Source organism: Pseudomonas sp. PS1(2021), from assembly GCF_020405165.1.
GTDB classification, from domain to species: Bacteria; Pseudomonadota; Gammaproteobacteria; order Pseudomonadales; family Pseudomonadaceae; genus Pseudomonas; species Pseudomonas aeruginosa.
Map to the genome: position 1 here is coordinate 4,889,212 of NZ_CP084484.1, position 13,930 is coordinate 4,903,141.

Annotated in this window: 15 protein-coding genes and 2 tRNA genes; 2 read left to right on the forward strand and 15 right to left on the reverse strand. The window is 62.6% G+C overall.

Translation table 11 applies throughout. The features are described 5' to 3' along the window. Positions 1 to 3: 3 nt before the first annotated feature. Complete coding sequence (locus tag LE197_RS23480) at positions 4 to 297, forward strand: DUF2845 domain-containing protein (protein ID WP_003100541.1); 294 nt, start codon at positions 4 to 6, stop codon at positions 295 to 297. Then, positions 294 to 608 carry a DUF2845 domain-containing protein gene (locus LE197_RS23485; protein WP_003100526.1) on the forward strand — a complete coding sequence of 105 codons (315 nt, stop codon included), beginning with the start codon at positions 294 to 296 and terminating at the stop codon, positions 606 to 608. The genes LE197_RS23480 and LE197_RS23485 overlap by 4 nt, the downstream gene beginning before the upstream one ends. A gap of 59 nt (positions 609 to 667) precedes the next feature. Here the strand turns inward: LE197_RS23485 and LE197_RS23490 are convergent, their stop codons facing one another. From LE197_RS23490 to folP, 15 genes are all read right to left on the reverse strand, one after another. After that, entirely contained in the window at positions 668 to 865 is a 198-nt protein-coding gene (locus LE197_RS23490) for a CsbD family protein (RefSeq protein ID WP_003095174.1), read from the reverse strand. Positions 866 to 914: 49 nt separating this feature from the next. Then, positions 915 to 1,259 carry a BON domain-containing protein gene (locus tag LE197_RS23495; RefSeq protein ID WP_003095177.1) on the reverse strand — a complete coding sequence of 115 codons (345 nt, stop codon included), beginning with the start codon at positions 1,257 to 1,259 and terminating at the stop codon, positions 915 to 917. A 272-nt stretch (positions 1,260 to 1,531) separates the two neighbouring features. Beyond that, complete coding sequence (pnp, locus tag LE197_RS23500) at positions 1,532 to 3,637, reverse strand: polyribonucleotide nucleotidyltransferase (RefSeq protein WP_003095181.1); 2,106 nt, start codon at positions 3,635 to 3,637, stop codon at positions 1,532 to 1,534. 173 nt (positions 3,638 to 3,810) lie between these two features. Beyond that, positions 3,811 to 4,080: a 30S ribosomal protein S15 gene (gene rpsO / locus LE197_RS23505; protein ID WP_003095184.1), complete on the reverse strand. Its 270-nt coding sequence runs from the start codon at positions 4,078 to 4,080 to the stop codon at positions 3,811 to 3,813. A gap of 95 nt (positions 4,081 to 4,175) precedes the next feature. Next, a complete protein-coding gene (gene truB / locus LE197_RS23510) occupies positions 4,176 to 5,090 on the reverse strand; it encodes a tRNA pseudouridine(55) synthase TruB (RefSeq protein ID WP_003100522.1) in 915 nt (304 codons plus the stop codon). A 2-nt stretch (positions 5,091 to 5,092) separates the two neighbouring features. Beyond that, positions 5,093 to 5,482 carry a 30S ribosome-binding factor RbfA gene (gene rbfA / locus LE197_RS23515; RefSeq protein WP_003095188.1) on the reverse strand — a complete coding sequence of 130 codons (390 nt, stop codon included), beginning with the start codon at positions 5,480 to 5,482 and terminating at the stop codon, positions 5,093 to 5,095. A 102-nt stretch (positions 5,483 to 5,584) separates the two neighbouring features. After that, on the reverse strand, positions 5,585 to 8,107 hold the full coding sequence (infB, locus tag LE197_RS23520) for a translation initiation factor IF-2 (RefSeq protein WP_023108798.1): 2,523 nt from the start codon (positions 8,105 to 8,107) through the stop codon (positions 5,585 to 5,587). Between the two features lie 27 nt (positions 8,108 to 8,134). Continuing rightward, positions 8,135 to 9,616 carry a transcription termination factor NusA gene (nusA, locus tag LE197_RS23525; RefSeq protein WP_003095192.1) on the reverse strand — a complete coding sequence of 494 codons (1,482 nt, stop codon included), beginning with the start codon at positions 9,614 to 9,616 and terminating at the stop codon, positions 8,135 to 8,137. A 44-nt stretch (positions 9,617 to 9,660) separates the two neighbouring features. Continuing rightward, positions 9,661 to 10,119: a ribosome maturation factor RimP gene (gene rimP, locus LE197_RS23530; protein ID WP_003095193.1), complete on the reverse strand. Its 459-nt coding sequence runs from the start codon at positions 10,117 to 10,119 to the stop codon at positions 9,661 to 9,663. Between the two features lie 126 nt (positions 10,120 to 10,245). Beyond that, positions 10,246 to 10,322: transfer RNA gene (locus LE197_RS23535), tRNA-Met, on the reverse strand. Between the two features lie 90 nt (positions 10,323 to 10,412). Further along, positions 10,413 to 10,498 (reverse strand) — tRNA-Leu (locus tag LE197_RS23540). Positions 10,499 to 10,511: 13 nt separating this feature from the next. Continuing rightward, positions 10,512 to 10,901, reverse strand: a complete 390-nt coding sequence (gene secG, locus LE197_RS23545; protein ID WP_003095194.1) for a preprotein translocase subunit SecG — start codon at positions 10,899 to 10,901, stop codon at positions 10,512 to 10,514. 2 nt (positions 10,902 to 10,903) lie between these two features. Then, positions 10,904 to 11,659: a triose-phosphate isomerase gene (gene tpiA / locus LE197_RS23550; RefSeq protein WP_003100513.1), complete on the reverse strand. Its 756-nt coding sequence runs from the start codon at positions 11,657 to 11,659 to the stop codon at positions 10,904 to 10,906. A 65-nt stretch (positions 11,660 to 11,724) separates the two neighbouring features. Then, positions 11,725 to 13,062 (reverse strand): phosphoglucosamine mutase, encoded by a 1,338-nt coding sequence (glmM, locus tag LE197_RS23555; protein ID WP_003095196.1) that lies wholly within the window; start codon positions 13,060 to 13,062, stop codon positions 11,725 to 11,727. A gap of 16 nt (positions 13,063 to 13,078) precedes the next feature. Then, positions 13,079 to 13,930 carry a dihydropteroate synthase gene (gene folP, locus LE197_RS23560; protein WP_031637886.1) on the reverse strand — a complete coding sequence of 284 codons (852 nt, stop codon included), beginning with the start codon at positions 13,928 to 13,930 and terminating at the stop codon, positions 13,079 to 13,081.

Sequence of the window (13,930 nt, forward strand, 5' to 3'; positions counted from 1 at the left end):
ACCTTGCACAAGCGATTCGCCGCCCTCGCGGCCCCCCTGCTCTACCTTGCCTGCGCGAGCGCGCAGGCCGACACCATGCGTTGCGGCAGTGCGCTGGTCAGCGTCGGCGACCGGGCCTTCGAAGTACAGCAAAAGTGCGGCGATCCGGATCACCGCGACGACGTCGGCTATACCCTGGGCAGCTACGATCGGCGGGAATTCAAGGTCGAGGAGTGGGTGTACGGCCCGCGCAACGGCGTGACCTACATCCTGACCTTCGAAGCCAACAAGCTGAAACGCATCGAGTTCAAGCGTTGAATCGCTCGCTTCCGCGCACCGGGCTGGTGGCGTTGCTGTCCCTGCTGCCGTTGGCACATGCTCAGGCCGATTCGCTGCGTTGCGGCAGCCGCCTGGTGAGTACCGGCGACAGCAGCGCCGACGTCCTTGCGCGCTGCGGCGAGCCACGCAGCCGCGACAGCCTGGGTTATCGCGAGGTCGTCGGGGAATGGGGCAAGCGCTACGAGGTCGAGGTCCAGGAATGGGTCTATGGCCCATGGAACGGCATGCTGTATTTCGTCCGTTTCGAGGGCAACCGCCTCAGCGCCATCCAGAGCCGGCGCGGCGACTGAATCCAGCGCCCATGAAAAAGCCCCGCCGGGCAATCCCGGCGGGGCTTCTTTCTACCTGTTCACAGGCGGTCGCTGAAGTCGCGAACTTCCTGTTCGGCCCTTTCCTTGGACCAGCCATAGCGTTCCTGCAGCTTGCCGACCAGGTATTCGGCATGTCCGTCGGCAGCCTGGAGATCGTCGTCGGTCAGATCGCCCCAACGTTCCTTGATCTTGCCGGTGAGTTGCTTCCACTTACCTTTGATCACATCGGAATTCATCGGTCTTCCTCCTGGTGACGAGGGAAAAGGGGTCGTTCGGCCCGGGCGCTTACTCGACCGATTTCAGGCCATCGGCGGAAACGGCTTTCACGCCCTTGATGCCCTTGGCGGTCTCGATCGCCAGGTCACGCTCGGCATCGCTCTTCACGTTGCCGGAAAGGGAAACCACACCTTTGTTGGTCTCGACCTTGATATCGACGCCACTGACATTCTTGTTGGCGATCAGGCTGGATTTCACCTTGCTGGTGATCCAGGTATCGGAAACCGCTTCTTCGGTTTTCTGCATAGTGTCGTTGGCCGCCAGGCTGATGGGCTGGGCAGCGAACGCATTGGCCATCGAGAAGCTCAGAGCAGTGGCAGTAGCAGCGGCAATAGCGAGTTTGCTGAATTTCATTGCGGTTTCTCCTATGGATTTCGAAAAACTGCAGCCATTCCTGGCGTCAGTTGCATAGTAGATATCGCAAGCGCTGTGCCAGTTTTTCTCTAAAATAAAATCCTTTAAAAACAATAAGTTAAAAAATAGGCTGGAAGCGAGACGGTTGCAGAATGCCGAATTGGCGATGACAGGGCTTGCAAAATGCAAGGATTCGCCCCCTTCGCCGAGAAGCGTGTCGCGGAAACGAAAACAGGGCCCGAGGGCCCTGTTTTCATCGATCACGACTCGACTTACACGCCGGAAGCTTCGGCGGCAGCCACGTCCTTGATCGACAGCTTGATGCGGCCACGGTTGTCCACGTCGAGCACCAGGACCTTCACTTCCTGGCCTTCCTGCAGCACGTCGGTGACCTTGTCGATGCGCTTGTCGCTGATCTGCGAGATGTGCACCAGGCCGTCCTTGCCCGGCAGGATGTTGACGAAGGCCCCGAAGTCGACGATGCGCTCCACCTTGCCGACATAGATCTTGCCGATCTCGGCTTCCGCGGTGATCGCCAGGACGCGCAGCTTGGCGGCCTCGGCGGCTTCCTTGGTTTCGCCGTAGATCTTCACGCTGCCATCGTCCTCGATGTCGATCGAGGCCTTGGTCTCTTCGCAGATACCACGGATGGTCGCGCCGCCCTTGCCGATGACGTCGCGGATCTTGTCCGAGTCGATCTTCATCTGCAGCATGGTCGGGGCGTTCTCGGACAGCTCGGCGCGCGGCTTGGCGATGACCTGGTTCATCTGGCCGAGGATGTTCAGGCGAGCTTCCAGGGCCTGGCCCAGGGCGATCTCCATGATCTCTTCGGTGATACCGTTGATCTTGATGTCCATCTGCAGGGCGGTGACGCCCTTGTCGGTACCGGCAACCTTGAAGTCCATGTCGCCCAGGTGGTCTTCGTCACCGAGGATGTCGGTCAGGACGGCGAACTTCTCGCCTTCCTTGACCAGGCCCATGGCGATACCGGCGACCGGCGCCTTGACCGGCACACCGGCATCCATCAGCGCCAGGGAGGCGCCGCACACGGAGGCCATCGAGCTGGAACCGTTGGACTCGGTGATCTCGGAAACCACGCGAATGGTGTAGGGGAACTCGTCCTGGGTCGGCAGCATGGCGGCGACGCCACGACGGGCCAGACGGCCATGGCCGATTTCACGACGCCCCGGGCTGCCCATGCGGCCGCACTCGCCTACCGAGAACGGCGGGAAGTTGTAGTGCAGCATGAAGGCGTCCTTGCGCTCGCCTTCCAGGGTATCCAGCAGCTGGGCATCACGCGCGGTGCCGAGGGTCGCGACGACCAGGGCCTGGGTTTCGCCACGGGTGAACAGCGCGGAACCGTGGGTCTTGCCGAGCACGCCGACTTCGATGCGCAGCGGACGCACGGTACGGGTGTCACGACCGTCGATACGCGGCTTGCCGTTGACGATGTTCTCGCGAACGGTGCGGTATTCCAGCAGGCCGAATACGTCCTTGACCTCGGAAGCCGGGAACTTGCCCTCTTCCTCGCCGGCGAACAGGGCCACGGCCTGGTCGCGCAGCTCGCCCAGACGGTTGTAGCGGTCCTGCTTGATGGTGATGGTATAGGCCTGGGAGATCGCTTCGCCCAGCTCTGCCTTGATGGCGTTGACCAGCACGGTGTTTTCCGCCGGGGCTTTCCAGTCCCAGGCCGGCTTGCCAGCTTCGGCGGCCAGCTCCTTGACGGCACGGATCACCGCCTGGAACTCGTCATGGGCGAACAGCACGGCACCGAGCATCTGGTCTTCGGTCAGTTCGTCGGCCTCGGACTCCACCATCAGCACGGCGTCTTCGGTACCGGCCACGACCATGTCGAGGCTGGAACTCTGCAGTTGCTCGTAGGTGGGGTTGAGGATGTAGCCGATTTCCGGATGGAAACCGACGCGGGCGGCGCCGATCGGGCCGGCGAACGGAATGCCGGAGATCGCCAGGGCGGCGGAGGTGCCGATCATCGCGGCGATGTCCGGATCGGACTTCTTGTTGGTGGAGACGACGGTGCAGACGACCTGCACTTCATTCATGAAACCTTCGGGGAACAGCGGACGGATCGGACGGTCGATCAGGCGCGAGGTCAGGGTTTCCTTCTCGGAAGGACGTCCTTCACGCTTGAAGAAACCACCGGGGATACGGCCTGCGGCGTAGGTCTTTTCCTGGTAGTGCACGGACAGCGGGAAGAAGTCGCGGCCTTCGGCCGGCGACTTGGCGCCGACCACGGTGACCAGCACGCTGACGTCGTCCATGGTGACCAGTACGGCGCCGGTGGCCTGGCGAGCGATACGGCCGGTCTCGAGAGTGACGGTCGACTGACCGAACTGGAATTGCTTGGTTACCGGGTTCACGGTGTCTTTACCTTCTATGTTGCCTTGGGGGAAATCGGTGGAATGCCGGGAGTCGGACCCGAATCGATTCCTAGAAAGCGCGAAGCTGGAAGCCCGACGCCGATACCCGCCTCGTGTGCGGGTATCGACGCCAGACTTCCAGCTCCTTGCTTCAAGCTGCCGACCGGCGTCGCTTAGCGACGCAGACCCAGACGGCCGATCAGGGCAGTGTAGCGAGACACGTCTTTGCCCTTCAGGTAGTCCAGCAGCTTACGGCGCTGGTTAACCATACGGATCAGACCACGGCGGGAATGGTGATCCTTGCCGTTGGCCTTGAAGTGATCCTGCAGCTTGTTGATGTTGGCGGACAGCAGGGCTACCTGCACTTCCGGGGAACCGGTGTCGCCTTCAGCTTGCTTGTATTCGTTAACGATCTGCGCTTTTTCTTCAACGCTCAGTGCCATGATGGGCTTCCTCTGAGTGAACAGGCCGGGAATCGCTTCCCGTGTTTTAAAAGGAGGAATGACCGTGCCTGCTGACAGCCACCCTCGTATCGGTCTTATGACCGAATCAGTCGACGCGGGGCGATACGCCCGTCGTCGGTCACTTCACCGATACCGATGAAACGACCTGTGTGATCCTGCACCCGCAGCCAGCCGAACTTCGGCGCTTCCGGGGCCCGCACCGGCTGCCCGTGCAGCCAGTAGTACGCACTGTGCTCGGACAACTGCAACACCGGCCAATGCAACAGGCCGCTGTCTTCCGGCATCAGGAATTGGTCCAGCGCTTCCGGACCACCTTCGGCATGCACGCGTTCGAGCGTCTCGAGGGTGATCGCCTGGGCCAGGGCGAACGGCCCGGCCTGGGTCCGCCGCAGTGCCGCGACGTGCGCGCCGCAGCCCAGGACCTGGCCGAGATCTTCCACCAGCGTACGCACGTAGGTGCCTTTGCTGCAGGAAACGGCCAGGGTCGCACAGGGCGGCTCGAAGGAGAGCAAATCCAGGCGCGTAATAGTAACAGAACGCGCCTCGCGCTCCACTACCTCTCCTGCACGGGCGAGCTTGTACAGCGGCTGTCCGTCTTTCTTCAGCGCCGAGTACATCGGCGGCACCTGCTCTATGTCGCCACGGAAGCGCGGCAGGGCCTGTTCGAGATCGTCCCGACCGACGGTCACGTCCCGCTCGGCGAGCAGTTCGCCCTCGGCGTCGCCGGTGGTGGTGGTGATGCCCATGCGCATCACCGTCTCGTAACCCTTGTCGGCATCGAGAAGATACTGGGAGAACTTGGTCGCCTCGCCGAAGCACAGCGGCAGCACCCCGGTGGCCAGCGGGTCGAGGCTGCCGGTGTGGCCGGCCTTCTCGGCATTGAGCAGCCAGCGGACTTTCTGCAGTGCCTGGTTGGAACTCATGCCGCGCGGCTTGTCGAGCACCAGGATGCCGCTGATGGAGCGGCGGATACGCTTCACCTGGGCCACGCTCAGTCCTCGGTCTCGTCGCCGTGGCGGCGGCCGTCTTCGGCCACCGCACGCTCGATCAGCGCCGACAGCTCGGCGCCGCGGCGGATGCTTTCGTCGTAGTGGAAATGCAGTTGCGGCACGCTGCGCAGCTTCATCGACTTGCCCAGCAGCATGCGCAGGTAGCCGGCGGCGTCGTTGAGGATTTCCATGTTCAGGGCGATCTTGCCGGCATCGTCCTGGCCCATGACGGTGATGAACACCTTGGCGTGCGCCACGTCGCGGCTGACCTCGACACCGGTGATGGTGACCAGGCCCAGGCGCGGGTCCTTGATCTCGCGCTGGATCAGTTGAGCCAGTTCGCGTTGCATCTGATCGCCGATACGCTGGGTACGGCTGTAGTCTTTTGCCATTTTTCAACCTGCCTCCAGCGACACCCGGTCACTGGAAAAAAAAGCGACAAACGCCCGGGACAGCTGGAAGCCGGCCCGGGCGCTGTGGTTACGCACTCGCCATCAAAGGCTGCGTGCGACTTCGACCTTCTCGAACACTTCGATCTTGTCGCCGACCTTGACGTCGTTGTAGCTCTTCACGCCGATGCCGCACTCCATGCCGGCACGCACTTCGGCGACGTCGTCCTTGAAGCGACGGAGAGACTCCAGCTCGCCTTCGAAGATGACCACGTCGTCGCGCAGCACGCGGATCGGACGGTTGCGGTGCACCATGCCCTCGGTGACCATGCAGCCGGCGATCGCGCCGAACTTCGGCGAGCGGAACACGTCGCGCACCTCGGCGATGCCCAGGATGTTCTCCCGCAGATCGCTGCCGAGCATGCCGGTCAGGGCCTTCTTGACGTCCTCGATGATGTCGTAGATCACGTTGTAGTAACGCATATCCAGACCTTCGGCTTCGACGATCTTGCGCGCGCCGGCGTCGGCGCGCACGTTGAAGCCGAACAGCACCGCGTTGGAAGCCAGCGCCAGGTTGGCGTCGGACTCGGTGATGCCACCGACGCCGCCACCGACCACGCGGACCTGCACTTCGTCGTTGCCCAGGCCGCTGAGCGAGCCTTGCAGAGCCTCGAGCGAACCGCGCACATCGGCCTTGAGGACGATGTTCAGGGTCTTCTTCTCTTCCTGGCCCATGTTCTCGAAGATGTTTTCCAGCTTGCCGGCATGGGCACGCGCCAGTTTCACCTCACGGAACTTGCCTTGACGGAACAGGGCGACTTCGCGGGCCTTCTTCTCGTCGGCGACCACGGTCATCTCGTCACCGGCATCCGGCGTACCGTCCAGGCCGAGGATCTCGACCGGGATCGACGGGCCGGCTTCCTTGATCGGCTTGCCGTTCTCGTCGAGCATGGCGCGGACACGACCGTAGTTGATGCCGACCAGCACCATGTCGCCCTGGCGCAGGGTACCGTCCTGGACCAGCACGGTGGCCACCGGGCCGCGTCCCTTGTCCAGGCGCGACTCGACCACCACGCCACGGCCCGGGGCCGACGGAGTGGCTTTCAGTTCGAGCACTTCTGCCTGCAGCAGGACCGCTTCGAGCAGTTCATCGACACCAGTACCGAGCTTCGCCGAAACCGGGACGAAGGGAGCGTCGCCGCCCCACTCTTCCGGGATCACGTCGAGAGCGGCCAGGCCGTTCTTGATGTTGTCCGGGTTGGCCTCGGGCTTGTCGATCTTGTTCACCGCGACCACGATCGGCACGCCCGCCGCTTTCGCGTGCTGCACGGCTTCCTGGGTCTGCGGCATGACGCCGTCGTCGGCCGCGACCACCAGGATCACGATGTCGGTCGCCTGGGCGCCACGGGCACGCATCGCGGTGAACGCGGCGTGGCCGGGGGTATCCAGGAAGGTCACCATGCCACGCTCGGTTTCGACGTGGTAGGCACCGATATGCTGGGTGATGCCGCCGGCCTCGCCCGCGGCGACCTTGGCGCGACGGATGTAGTCGAGCAGCGAGGTCTTGCCGTGGTCGACGTGGCCCATGACGGTGACGACCGGCGCGCGGGTGACTGCCTCGCCTTCGAACTTCAGGGACTCGGCCAGTTGTTCTTCCAGCGCGTTCTCGCTGACCAGCTTGACCTTGTGGCCCAGCTCTTCGGCGACCAGTTGGGCGGTCTCCTGGTCCAGGACCTGGTTGATGGTCACCGGGGAGCCCATCTTGAACATGAACTTGACGACTTCGGCACCCTTGACCGACATCTGGGCGGCCAACTCGGCTACGGTGATGGTCTCACCGATGTTCACTTCACGCACGATCGGTCCTGTCGGGTTCTGGAACCCGTGCTGGTTGCGCTTCTTCAGCTTCGACTTGCCACCACGACCGCCGCGACGGTAACCATCGCTTTCCTCGTCGGTGCTGCGTGGAGCCACGCGCGGAGCAGGAACCTTTTCCTTCTCCTTGACCGAGGGACGGTGCTGGGTGTGCTTGCGGTCGCGGCGGTCATCGTCCTCGTCACGCTTGGGCACGCGGCGCGGCTCTTCCTTCTTGCGCTCTTCCACGGCGGCAGGCTTGGCCACTGGTTCGGCAACCGCGACATCCGCCACCACGGCACTCTCGGCACCGGCAGTAGCCGCTGCTTCCTGGGCAGCCTTGGCACGCGCAGCTTCCTCGGCCTTGCGCGCTTCCTCTTCGGCACGCTGGCGGGCAGCGGCCTCTTCGGCCTTCAGACGCTCCGCCTCTTCCGCCGCGCGCTGCTCCTCGAGTTCGCGCTGGCGCTCGGCCTCGATCTCGTCGGGGCTGCGCTTGACATAGGTTTTCTTCTTGCGAACTTCGACGCTCACCGTCTTGCTGCCACCCACTTTCAGCGTGGTAGTGGTCTTGCGTTGCAGGGTGATCTTGCGCGGCTCGCTGGCGCGATCGCCATGGCTGCCTTTCAGGTGGGTCAGCAGGGCTTGCTTCTCGCTATCCGTTACAACTTGTTCGGCACTGGTGTGCGGCAGACCTGCGTCACGCATCTGCAGCAGCAGGCGCTCCACCGGTGTGTCGACCACCTGGGCCAGTTCTTTCACCGTGACTTGCGTCATGCACTTCTCTCCTCAGGCCGCGACTGCTTACTCGAACCAATGGGCCCGGGCGGCCATGATCAACTTGCCGGCACGCTCTTCGTCCATGCCGTCGATGTCGAGCAGATCGTCGATCGATTGCTCGGCCAGATCTTCACGGGTGGTTACGCCACGCAGCGCCAGGTCCAGGGCCAGCTCCTTGCTCATGCCATCGAGGCTGAGCAGGTCTTCTGCCGGTTGTGCGTCGGCGAGCTTCTCTTCGGTCGCAATGGCCTTGGTCAGCAGGCGATCCTTGGCACGGGAGCGCAGCTCGTTGACGATGTCTTCGTCGAAGCCATCGATGCTGAGCATCTCTTCCATCGGTACGTAGGCGATTTCCTCAAGAGTCGTGAAGCCCTCTTCCACCAGTACCTGGGCCAGTTCCTCGTCGACATCCAGCTCGTCGACGAAGCGCTGCAGGATATCCCCGGTCTCGGCCTGTTGCTTGGCCTGGATATCCGCCTCGGTCATCACATTCAGGGTCCAGCCGGTCAACTGGCTGGCCAGACGGACGTTCTGGCCACTGCGGCCGATAGCCTGCGCCAGATTGTCCTCGGCGACGGCGATATCCATGGTATGGGTATCCTCGTCGACGATGATCGCCGCCACCTCGGCCGGAGCCATGGCGTTGATCACGAATTGCGCCGGGTTGTCGTCCCACAGGACGATGTCCACCCGCTCTCCACCGATCTCGCCGGATACCGCCTGGACGCGCGAACCGCGCATGCCGATGCAGGCGCCCTGCGGGTCGATGCGCTTGTCCTTGGAACGAACGGCGATCTTGGCGCGCGAGCCCGGGTCACGGGCGGCGGCCATCACGTCGATCAACTGCTCGGCGATTTCCGGTACTTCGATGCGGAACAGCTCGATCAGCATTTCCGGCGCGGTACGCGACAGGACCAGTTGAGGACCGCGGTTCTCGGTACGGATCTCCTTCAGCAGGGCACGCACGCGGGTGCCAACGCGGAAGGTCTCGCGCGGAATGATCTGGTCGCGGGCCAGCAGCGCCTCGGCGTTGTTGCCGAGATCGACGATGACGTTGTCGCGGGTGACCTTCTTCACGGTACCGGAAATGATCTCGCCGACCTTCTCGCGGTAGGCATCGACCACCTGGGCGCGCTCGGCCTCGCGGACCTTCTGCACGATGACCTGCTTGGCAGTCTGCGCAGCGATGCGGCCGAACTCGATGGATTCGATCTTTTCTTCGATGACCTCGCCGACCTTCGCGCCCGGCTTCTGCTCCTGGACGTCCTCGACGGTGATCTCGGTGGCGGGGTCCTGGTAGTCCTCGTCGGCGACGACGTGCCAACGACGGAAAGTCTCGTAGCTGCCGTTATGACGATTGATCTCGACGCGCAGGTCGACCTCGTCCTCGAAACGTTTCTTGGTGGCGGTCGCCAGAGCCAGCTCCAGCGCCTCGAAAATCACGCCGGCCGGTACGCCCTTTTCGTTGGATACCGACTCAACAACCAGCAGTACTTCTTTGCTCATTGTACGCCTCGCCTTTCAATCCATTGGATCCGCGGATTCGCGTCTCAATCAAAACGGGGAATGATGTTGGCCTTGTCGATCGAATCGATCGGCAGCAGGTACTCGTGATCGTCCACCAGGACCACCACATCCTGCTCCTCCACACCACGGAGAATGCCTTGGTAGTTACGCCGCCCCTCATAGGGCGAACGCAGCCTGATCTTCACTTGCTCGCCGGCATGCTTGGCGAACTGTTCGAGGGTGAACAGCGGCCGATCCATGCCCGGAGAGGACACCTCCAGGGTGTACTCGCCGCTGATCGGGTCTTCGACGTCGAGAATACCGCTGACCTGCCGACTGACGGCTTCACAGTCATCGATGAGGATGCCTTCGGGGCGGTCGATATAGACGCGCAACACCGAATGACGACCCTGGGAAATGAACTCGACGCCCCAGCACTCATAGCCGAGCGCCTCGACCACAGGGGCCAGCAAGGCCTGCAACTGTTCTAGCTTGCTCGACACCTGATCGCCTCGCGTATGTCGTAGAAACAAAAAATGGGCGAAACGCCCATCCCTAAATTGCCACTCGGAACCGTGGCATGGACTGTCCAGCTAACAAAAAGCCCCTAAAAAGGGGCCCTGAAAAACTGGTTGCGGGGGCTGGATTTGAACCAACGACCTTCGGGTTATGAGCCCGACGAGCTACCAGACTGCTCCACCCCGCGTCAAAGCTGGTGCAAGATTATACGACCGACACCCTGATGGGTCAACCGAACCTTGCGGAGACAAACCCCGCAGGACGGGGCTTGCTTATATGGTACCGAGGAGGGGACTCGAACCCCTACAGCCTATGGCCACTACCACCTCAAGGTAGCGTGTCTACCAATTCCACCACCTCGGCAGAAACCTTTCTCTTACTTCTGTTCAGGAGCCGCCGGTACATCGCCTGCACTTTCCGCAGGCTTGGACTGCTCCTGAAGAACCGGCACATCGTCAGCGGCCGGTGCTTTCTCTTGCTTCTGCTCCAGAACTGCCGGATCCGGCAGCCCGATGTGTTGCAGAGCATCAGACTTTTCTTTAGCGAAGTACGCTAAGCCAAGGCTGGTCAAGAAAAAAACCGCTGCCAGTATACCAGTAATCCGACTCAAAAAGGTAGCGGAACCTTGGCTTCCGAAAACAGTTGCCGAAGCACCTGCACCGAAAGAAGCCCCTGCATCCGCACCCTTGCCATGCTGAACGAGGATCAGGCCAACAAGACCCAATGCCATCAGCAGGTGCACGACAATTACGACCTTTTCCAGCATCTTCAGCTTCCCGCGGCACGACAGATCGCGCCGAACTCATCCGCATTGAGGGAGGCTCCACCTACCAGCCCCCCATCGATATCCGGCATGCCGAACAACTCGGCTGCACTTGCCGCCTTTACACTGCCGCCGTAAAGGAGTCGCACACCTTTTGCGACCTCGGCATTTTCCGCTGCCAGTTGCGCGCGGATCGCCGCGTGCACTTCCTGGGCTTGCGCGGGGGACGCGGTCAACCCGGTCCCGATCGCCCAGACCGGCTCGTAAGCCACGACTGCGCGAGCAAAAGCTCCAACACCCAACTCGTCGATCACGCTTCCCAGCTGCCTTGCGACAACCTCCAGCGTCTTGCCCGCCTCGCGCTCCGCCCGGGTTTCCCCGACACACAGCACCGGCACCAGGCCGCACGACTGAGCCGCGGCAAACTTGCGACTCACAACCTCGTCACTCTCGCCGAGAATCAGGCGACGCTCCGAGTGGCCCACGAGGACCATGCTACAACCGACATCCGCCAACTGACTGGGAGCAGTCTCACCGGTCAGCGCGCCTTGCATCGGCTCGACGGCGCTGTTCTGCGCACCTACATCGATCGCCTTGCCGGCCAGGCCCTGGATGACCTGGCTGATGAACAAGCAAGGCGGCATCACAGCTACATCGACTCCGCTCGGCAACGCCAGCTGACGCAAGCCTTTGATCAACTCGGCCACACTGGAATGCGTACCGTGCATTTTCCAGTTACCGGCCACCAAGGGTCGACGCATGCTGTACCTCGCGGGGCAAAGTGGGCGCAGATGTTACTCAACAGTTTCCAGACTGGCAAGCAAAATCAAGCACATACCTCAGAAACAATTTTTGCCAGCTGTTCGGCGTGGGCACGAACGCTAGCTTCCTCGTCGCCCTCGACCATCACCCGGACCAACGGCTCTGTGCCGGATTTGCGCAGCAGGACACGACCGCGCCCGCCCATTTGCTCGGTGACGCGGACGCTGGCCTCCTTCACCGAGGGGTGCTCGAGCGGATCGTTTTCGCCCTTGAAGCGCACATTGATCAGCACCTGGGGGCACTTGCGAATCCCCTGGCGCGCCTCGGCCAGGGTCTGGCCGCGATGCTTGAGCGCCATCAGCACCTGTAGCGCAGCGATGATGGCATCGCCCGTCGTGGTGTTCTGGCAGCAGACGATATGTCCCGAATTCTCCCCTCCCAGCATCCAGTTCCGAGCCAGCAGTTCGGCCATCACATAGCGATCGCCGACCTTCGCCCGCACGAACGGGATATGCAGTTCCTGCAAAGCCAGCTCCAGGCCGAGGTTGCTCATCAGGGTGCCGACCACACCACCTTGCAGCCGCCCGCTTTCCTGCAGGTCACGCGCGATGAGGAACAGCAGTTCGTCGCCATCCACGACCGCACCGGTATGGTCGACCATCATCACCCGGTCGCCGTCGCCGTCGAAGGCGATGCCGAGGTCGGCATGGTGCTCGACCACCGCAGCCTGCAGGCCATCCAGGTGAGTGGAGCCGCACTTGTCGTTGATGTTCAGGCCATTCGGGCTGGCCGCCAGCACCGTCACTTCCGCGCCCAGTTCCCGGAAGACGCTGGGAGCGATCTTGTAGGTAGCGCCGTTGGCGCAGTCGAGCACGACCTTGAGACCGTTGAAGTCGGTGCTGGTCGGCACGCTGCTCTTGCAGAATTCGATGTAGCGCCCCGCCGCGTCATTGATCCGCGAAACCTTGCCGAGACGGGCGGACTCCACCACGGTCATCGGCGCATCGAGCAGTTCCTCGATCATCAGCTCGACGTCGTCCGGTAGCTTGGTCCCCTGCCCGGAGAAGAACTTGATGCCGTTGTCGTCGTGGGGATTGTGCGAAGCGCTGATCACCACCCCGGCCTCGGCGTGGAAAGTCCGCGTCAGGTAGGCGATGCCGGGGGTAGGCATCGGTCCCAGCAACAGGGTATCGGCGCCGGAAGCGGAGAGCCCGGCCTCGAAGGCCGACTCGAACATGTAACCCGAGCTGCGCGTGTCCTTGCCGATCAGGACCCGGCAGTTGCCCTGCCGGCGGAAGGCCATGCCCACCGCCCAGCCCAGCTTGAGAACGAAGTCCGGAGTAATCGGAAACTCGCCAACACGACCACGGATACCGTCAGTCCCGAAGTATTTTCTGCTCATCTTTTGTCTTCCGTGCTCAATCCGCCATTTCAACGGCGGAGATCATTCGCATCACGTCGACGGTCGCCGCCACGTCATGCACTCGAATTATCCGTGCGCCCTTGGCCAGCGCCAGGGCCGCCAGCGCGAGACTGCCGTAGAGGCGTTCGTCCACCTCCCGCCCCAGTACCTTGCCGATCATGCTCTTGCGCGAAACGCCGACCAACAACGGCAGGCCCAGGCCATGGAGCGCCTGCAGATGCCTGAACAGCACCAGGTTGTGCTCCAGTGTCTTGGCAAAACCGAAACCCGGATCCAGTAACAGCCGCTCGCGGTCGATTCCGGCCGCCACGCAGGCATCCACACGCTCCTGCAGGAACGCGCCGACTTCCGCCACCACATCCTGGTAGGCAGGCGCATCCTGCATGGTCTGCGGTTCTCCGCGCATGTGCATGAGACAGACCGCCAGGCCGCTATCCACCGCAGCATCCAGCGCACCGTCGCGCTGCAGCGAACGGACGTCGTTGATCAGACCCGCTCCGAGACGCGCAGTTTCGCGTATGACCGCAGGCGTGGAGGTATCCACCGAAATCACGACGTCCAGTTCGCGGGCGATGCGTTCGACTACCGGAGCGACCCGCTCCAGCTCCTCCGTCGGAGAAACGCTGCGCGCACCGGGACGGGTCGACTCGCCGCCGACGTCGATGAGCGTTGCGCCTTCCAGCACCATGCGCTCGGCATGCCGCAGGGCATCGTCCAGCCGGTCGTAACGGCCGCCGTCGGAAAAGGAATCGGGGGTGACATTGAGGATGCCCATGACATGTGGGCGGGCCAAATCAAGAACCCGACTGCCGCAAGGCAGTCGGGTCGGGTATTGCGGATTGCTCAT

Bases quoted from the DNA above. Each gene is read 5' to 3' on its own strand.
- LE197_RS23490 (WP_003095174.1), bottom strand. From the start codon at position 865: ATGAATTCCGATGTGATCAAAGGTAAGTGGAAGCAACTCACCGGCAAG.
- LE197_RS23495 (WP_003095177.1), bottom strand. From the start codon at position 1,259: ATGAAATTCAGCAAACTCGCTATTGCCGCTGCTACTGCCACTGCTCTG.
- rpsO (WP_003095184.1), bottom strand. From the start codon at position 4,080: ATGGCACTGAGCGTTGAAGAAAAAGCGCAGATCGTTAACGAATACAAG.
- rbfA (WP_003095188.1), bottom strand. From the start codon at position 5,482: ATGGCAAAAGACTACAGCCGTACCCAGCGTATCGGCGATCAGATGCAA.
- infB (WP_023108798.1), bottom strand. From the start codon at position 8,107: ATGACGCAAGTCACGGTGAAAGAACTGGCCCAGGTGGTCGACACACCG.
- nusA (WP_003095192.1), bottom strand. From the start codon at position 9,616: ATGAGCAAAGAAGTACTGCTGGTTGTTGAGTCGGTATCCAACGAAAAG.
- secG (WP_003095194.1), bottom strand. From the start codon at position 10,901: ATGCTGGAAAAGGTCGTAATTGTCGTGCACCTGCTGATGGCATTGGGT.
- tpiA (WP_003100513.1), bottom strand. From the start codon at position 11,659: ATGCGTCGACCCTTGGTGGCCGGTAACTGGAAAATGCACGGTACGCAT.
- glmM (WP_003095196.1), bottom strand. From the start codon at position 13,062: ATGAGCAGAAAATACTTCGGGACTGACGGTATCCGTGGTCGTGTTGGC.
- folP (WP_031637886.1), bottom strand. From the start codon at position 13,930: ATGAGCAATCCGCAATACCCGACCCGACTGCCTTGCGGCAGTCGGGTT.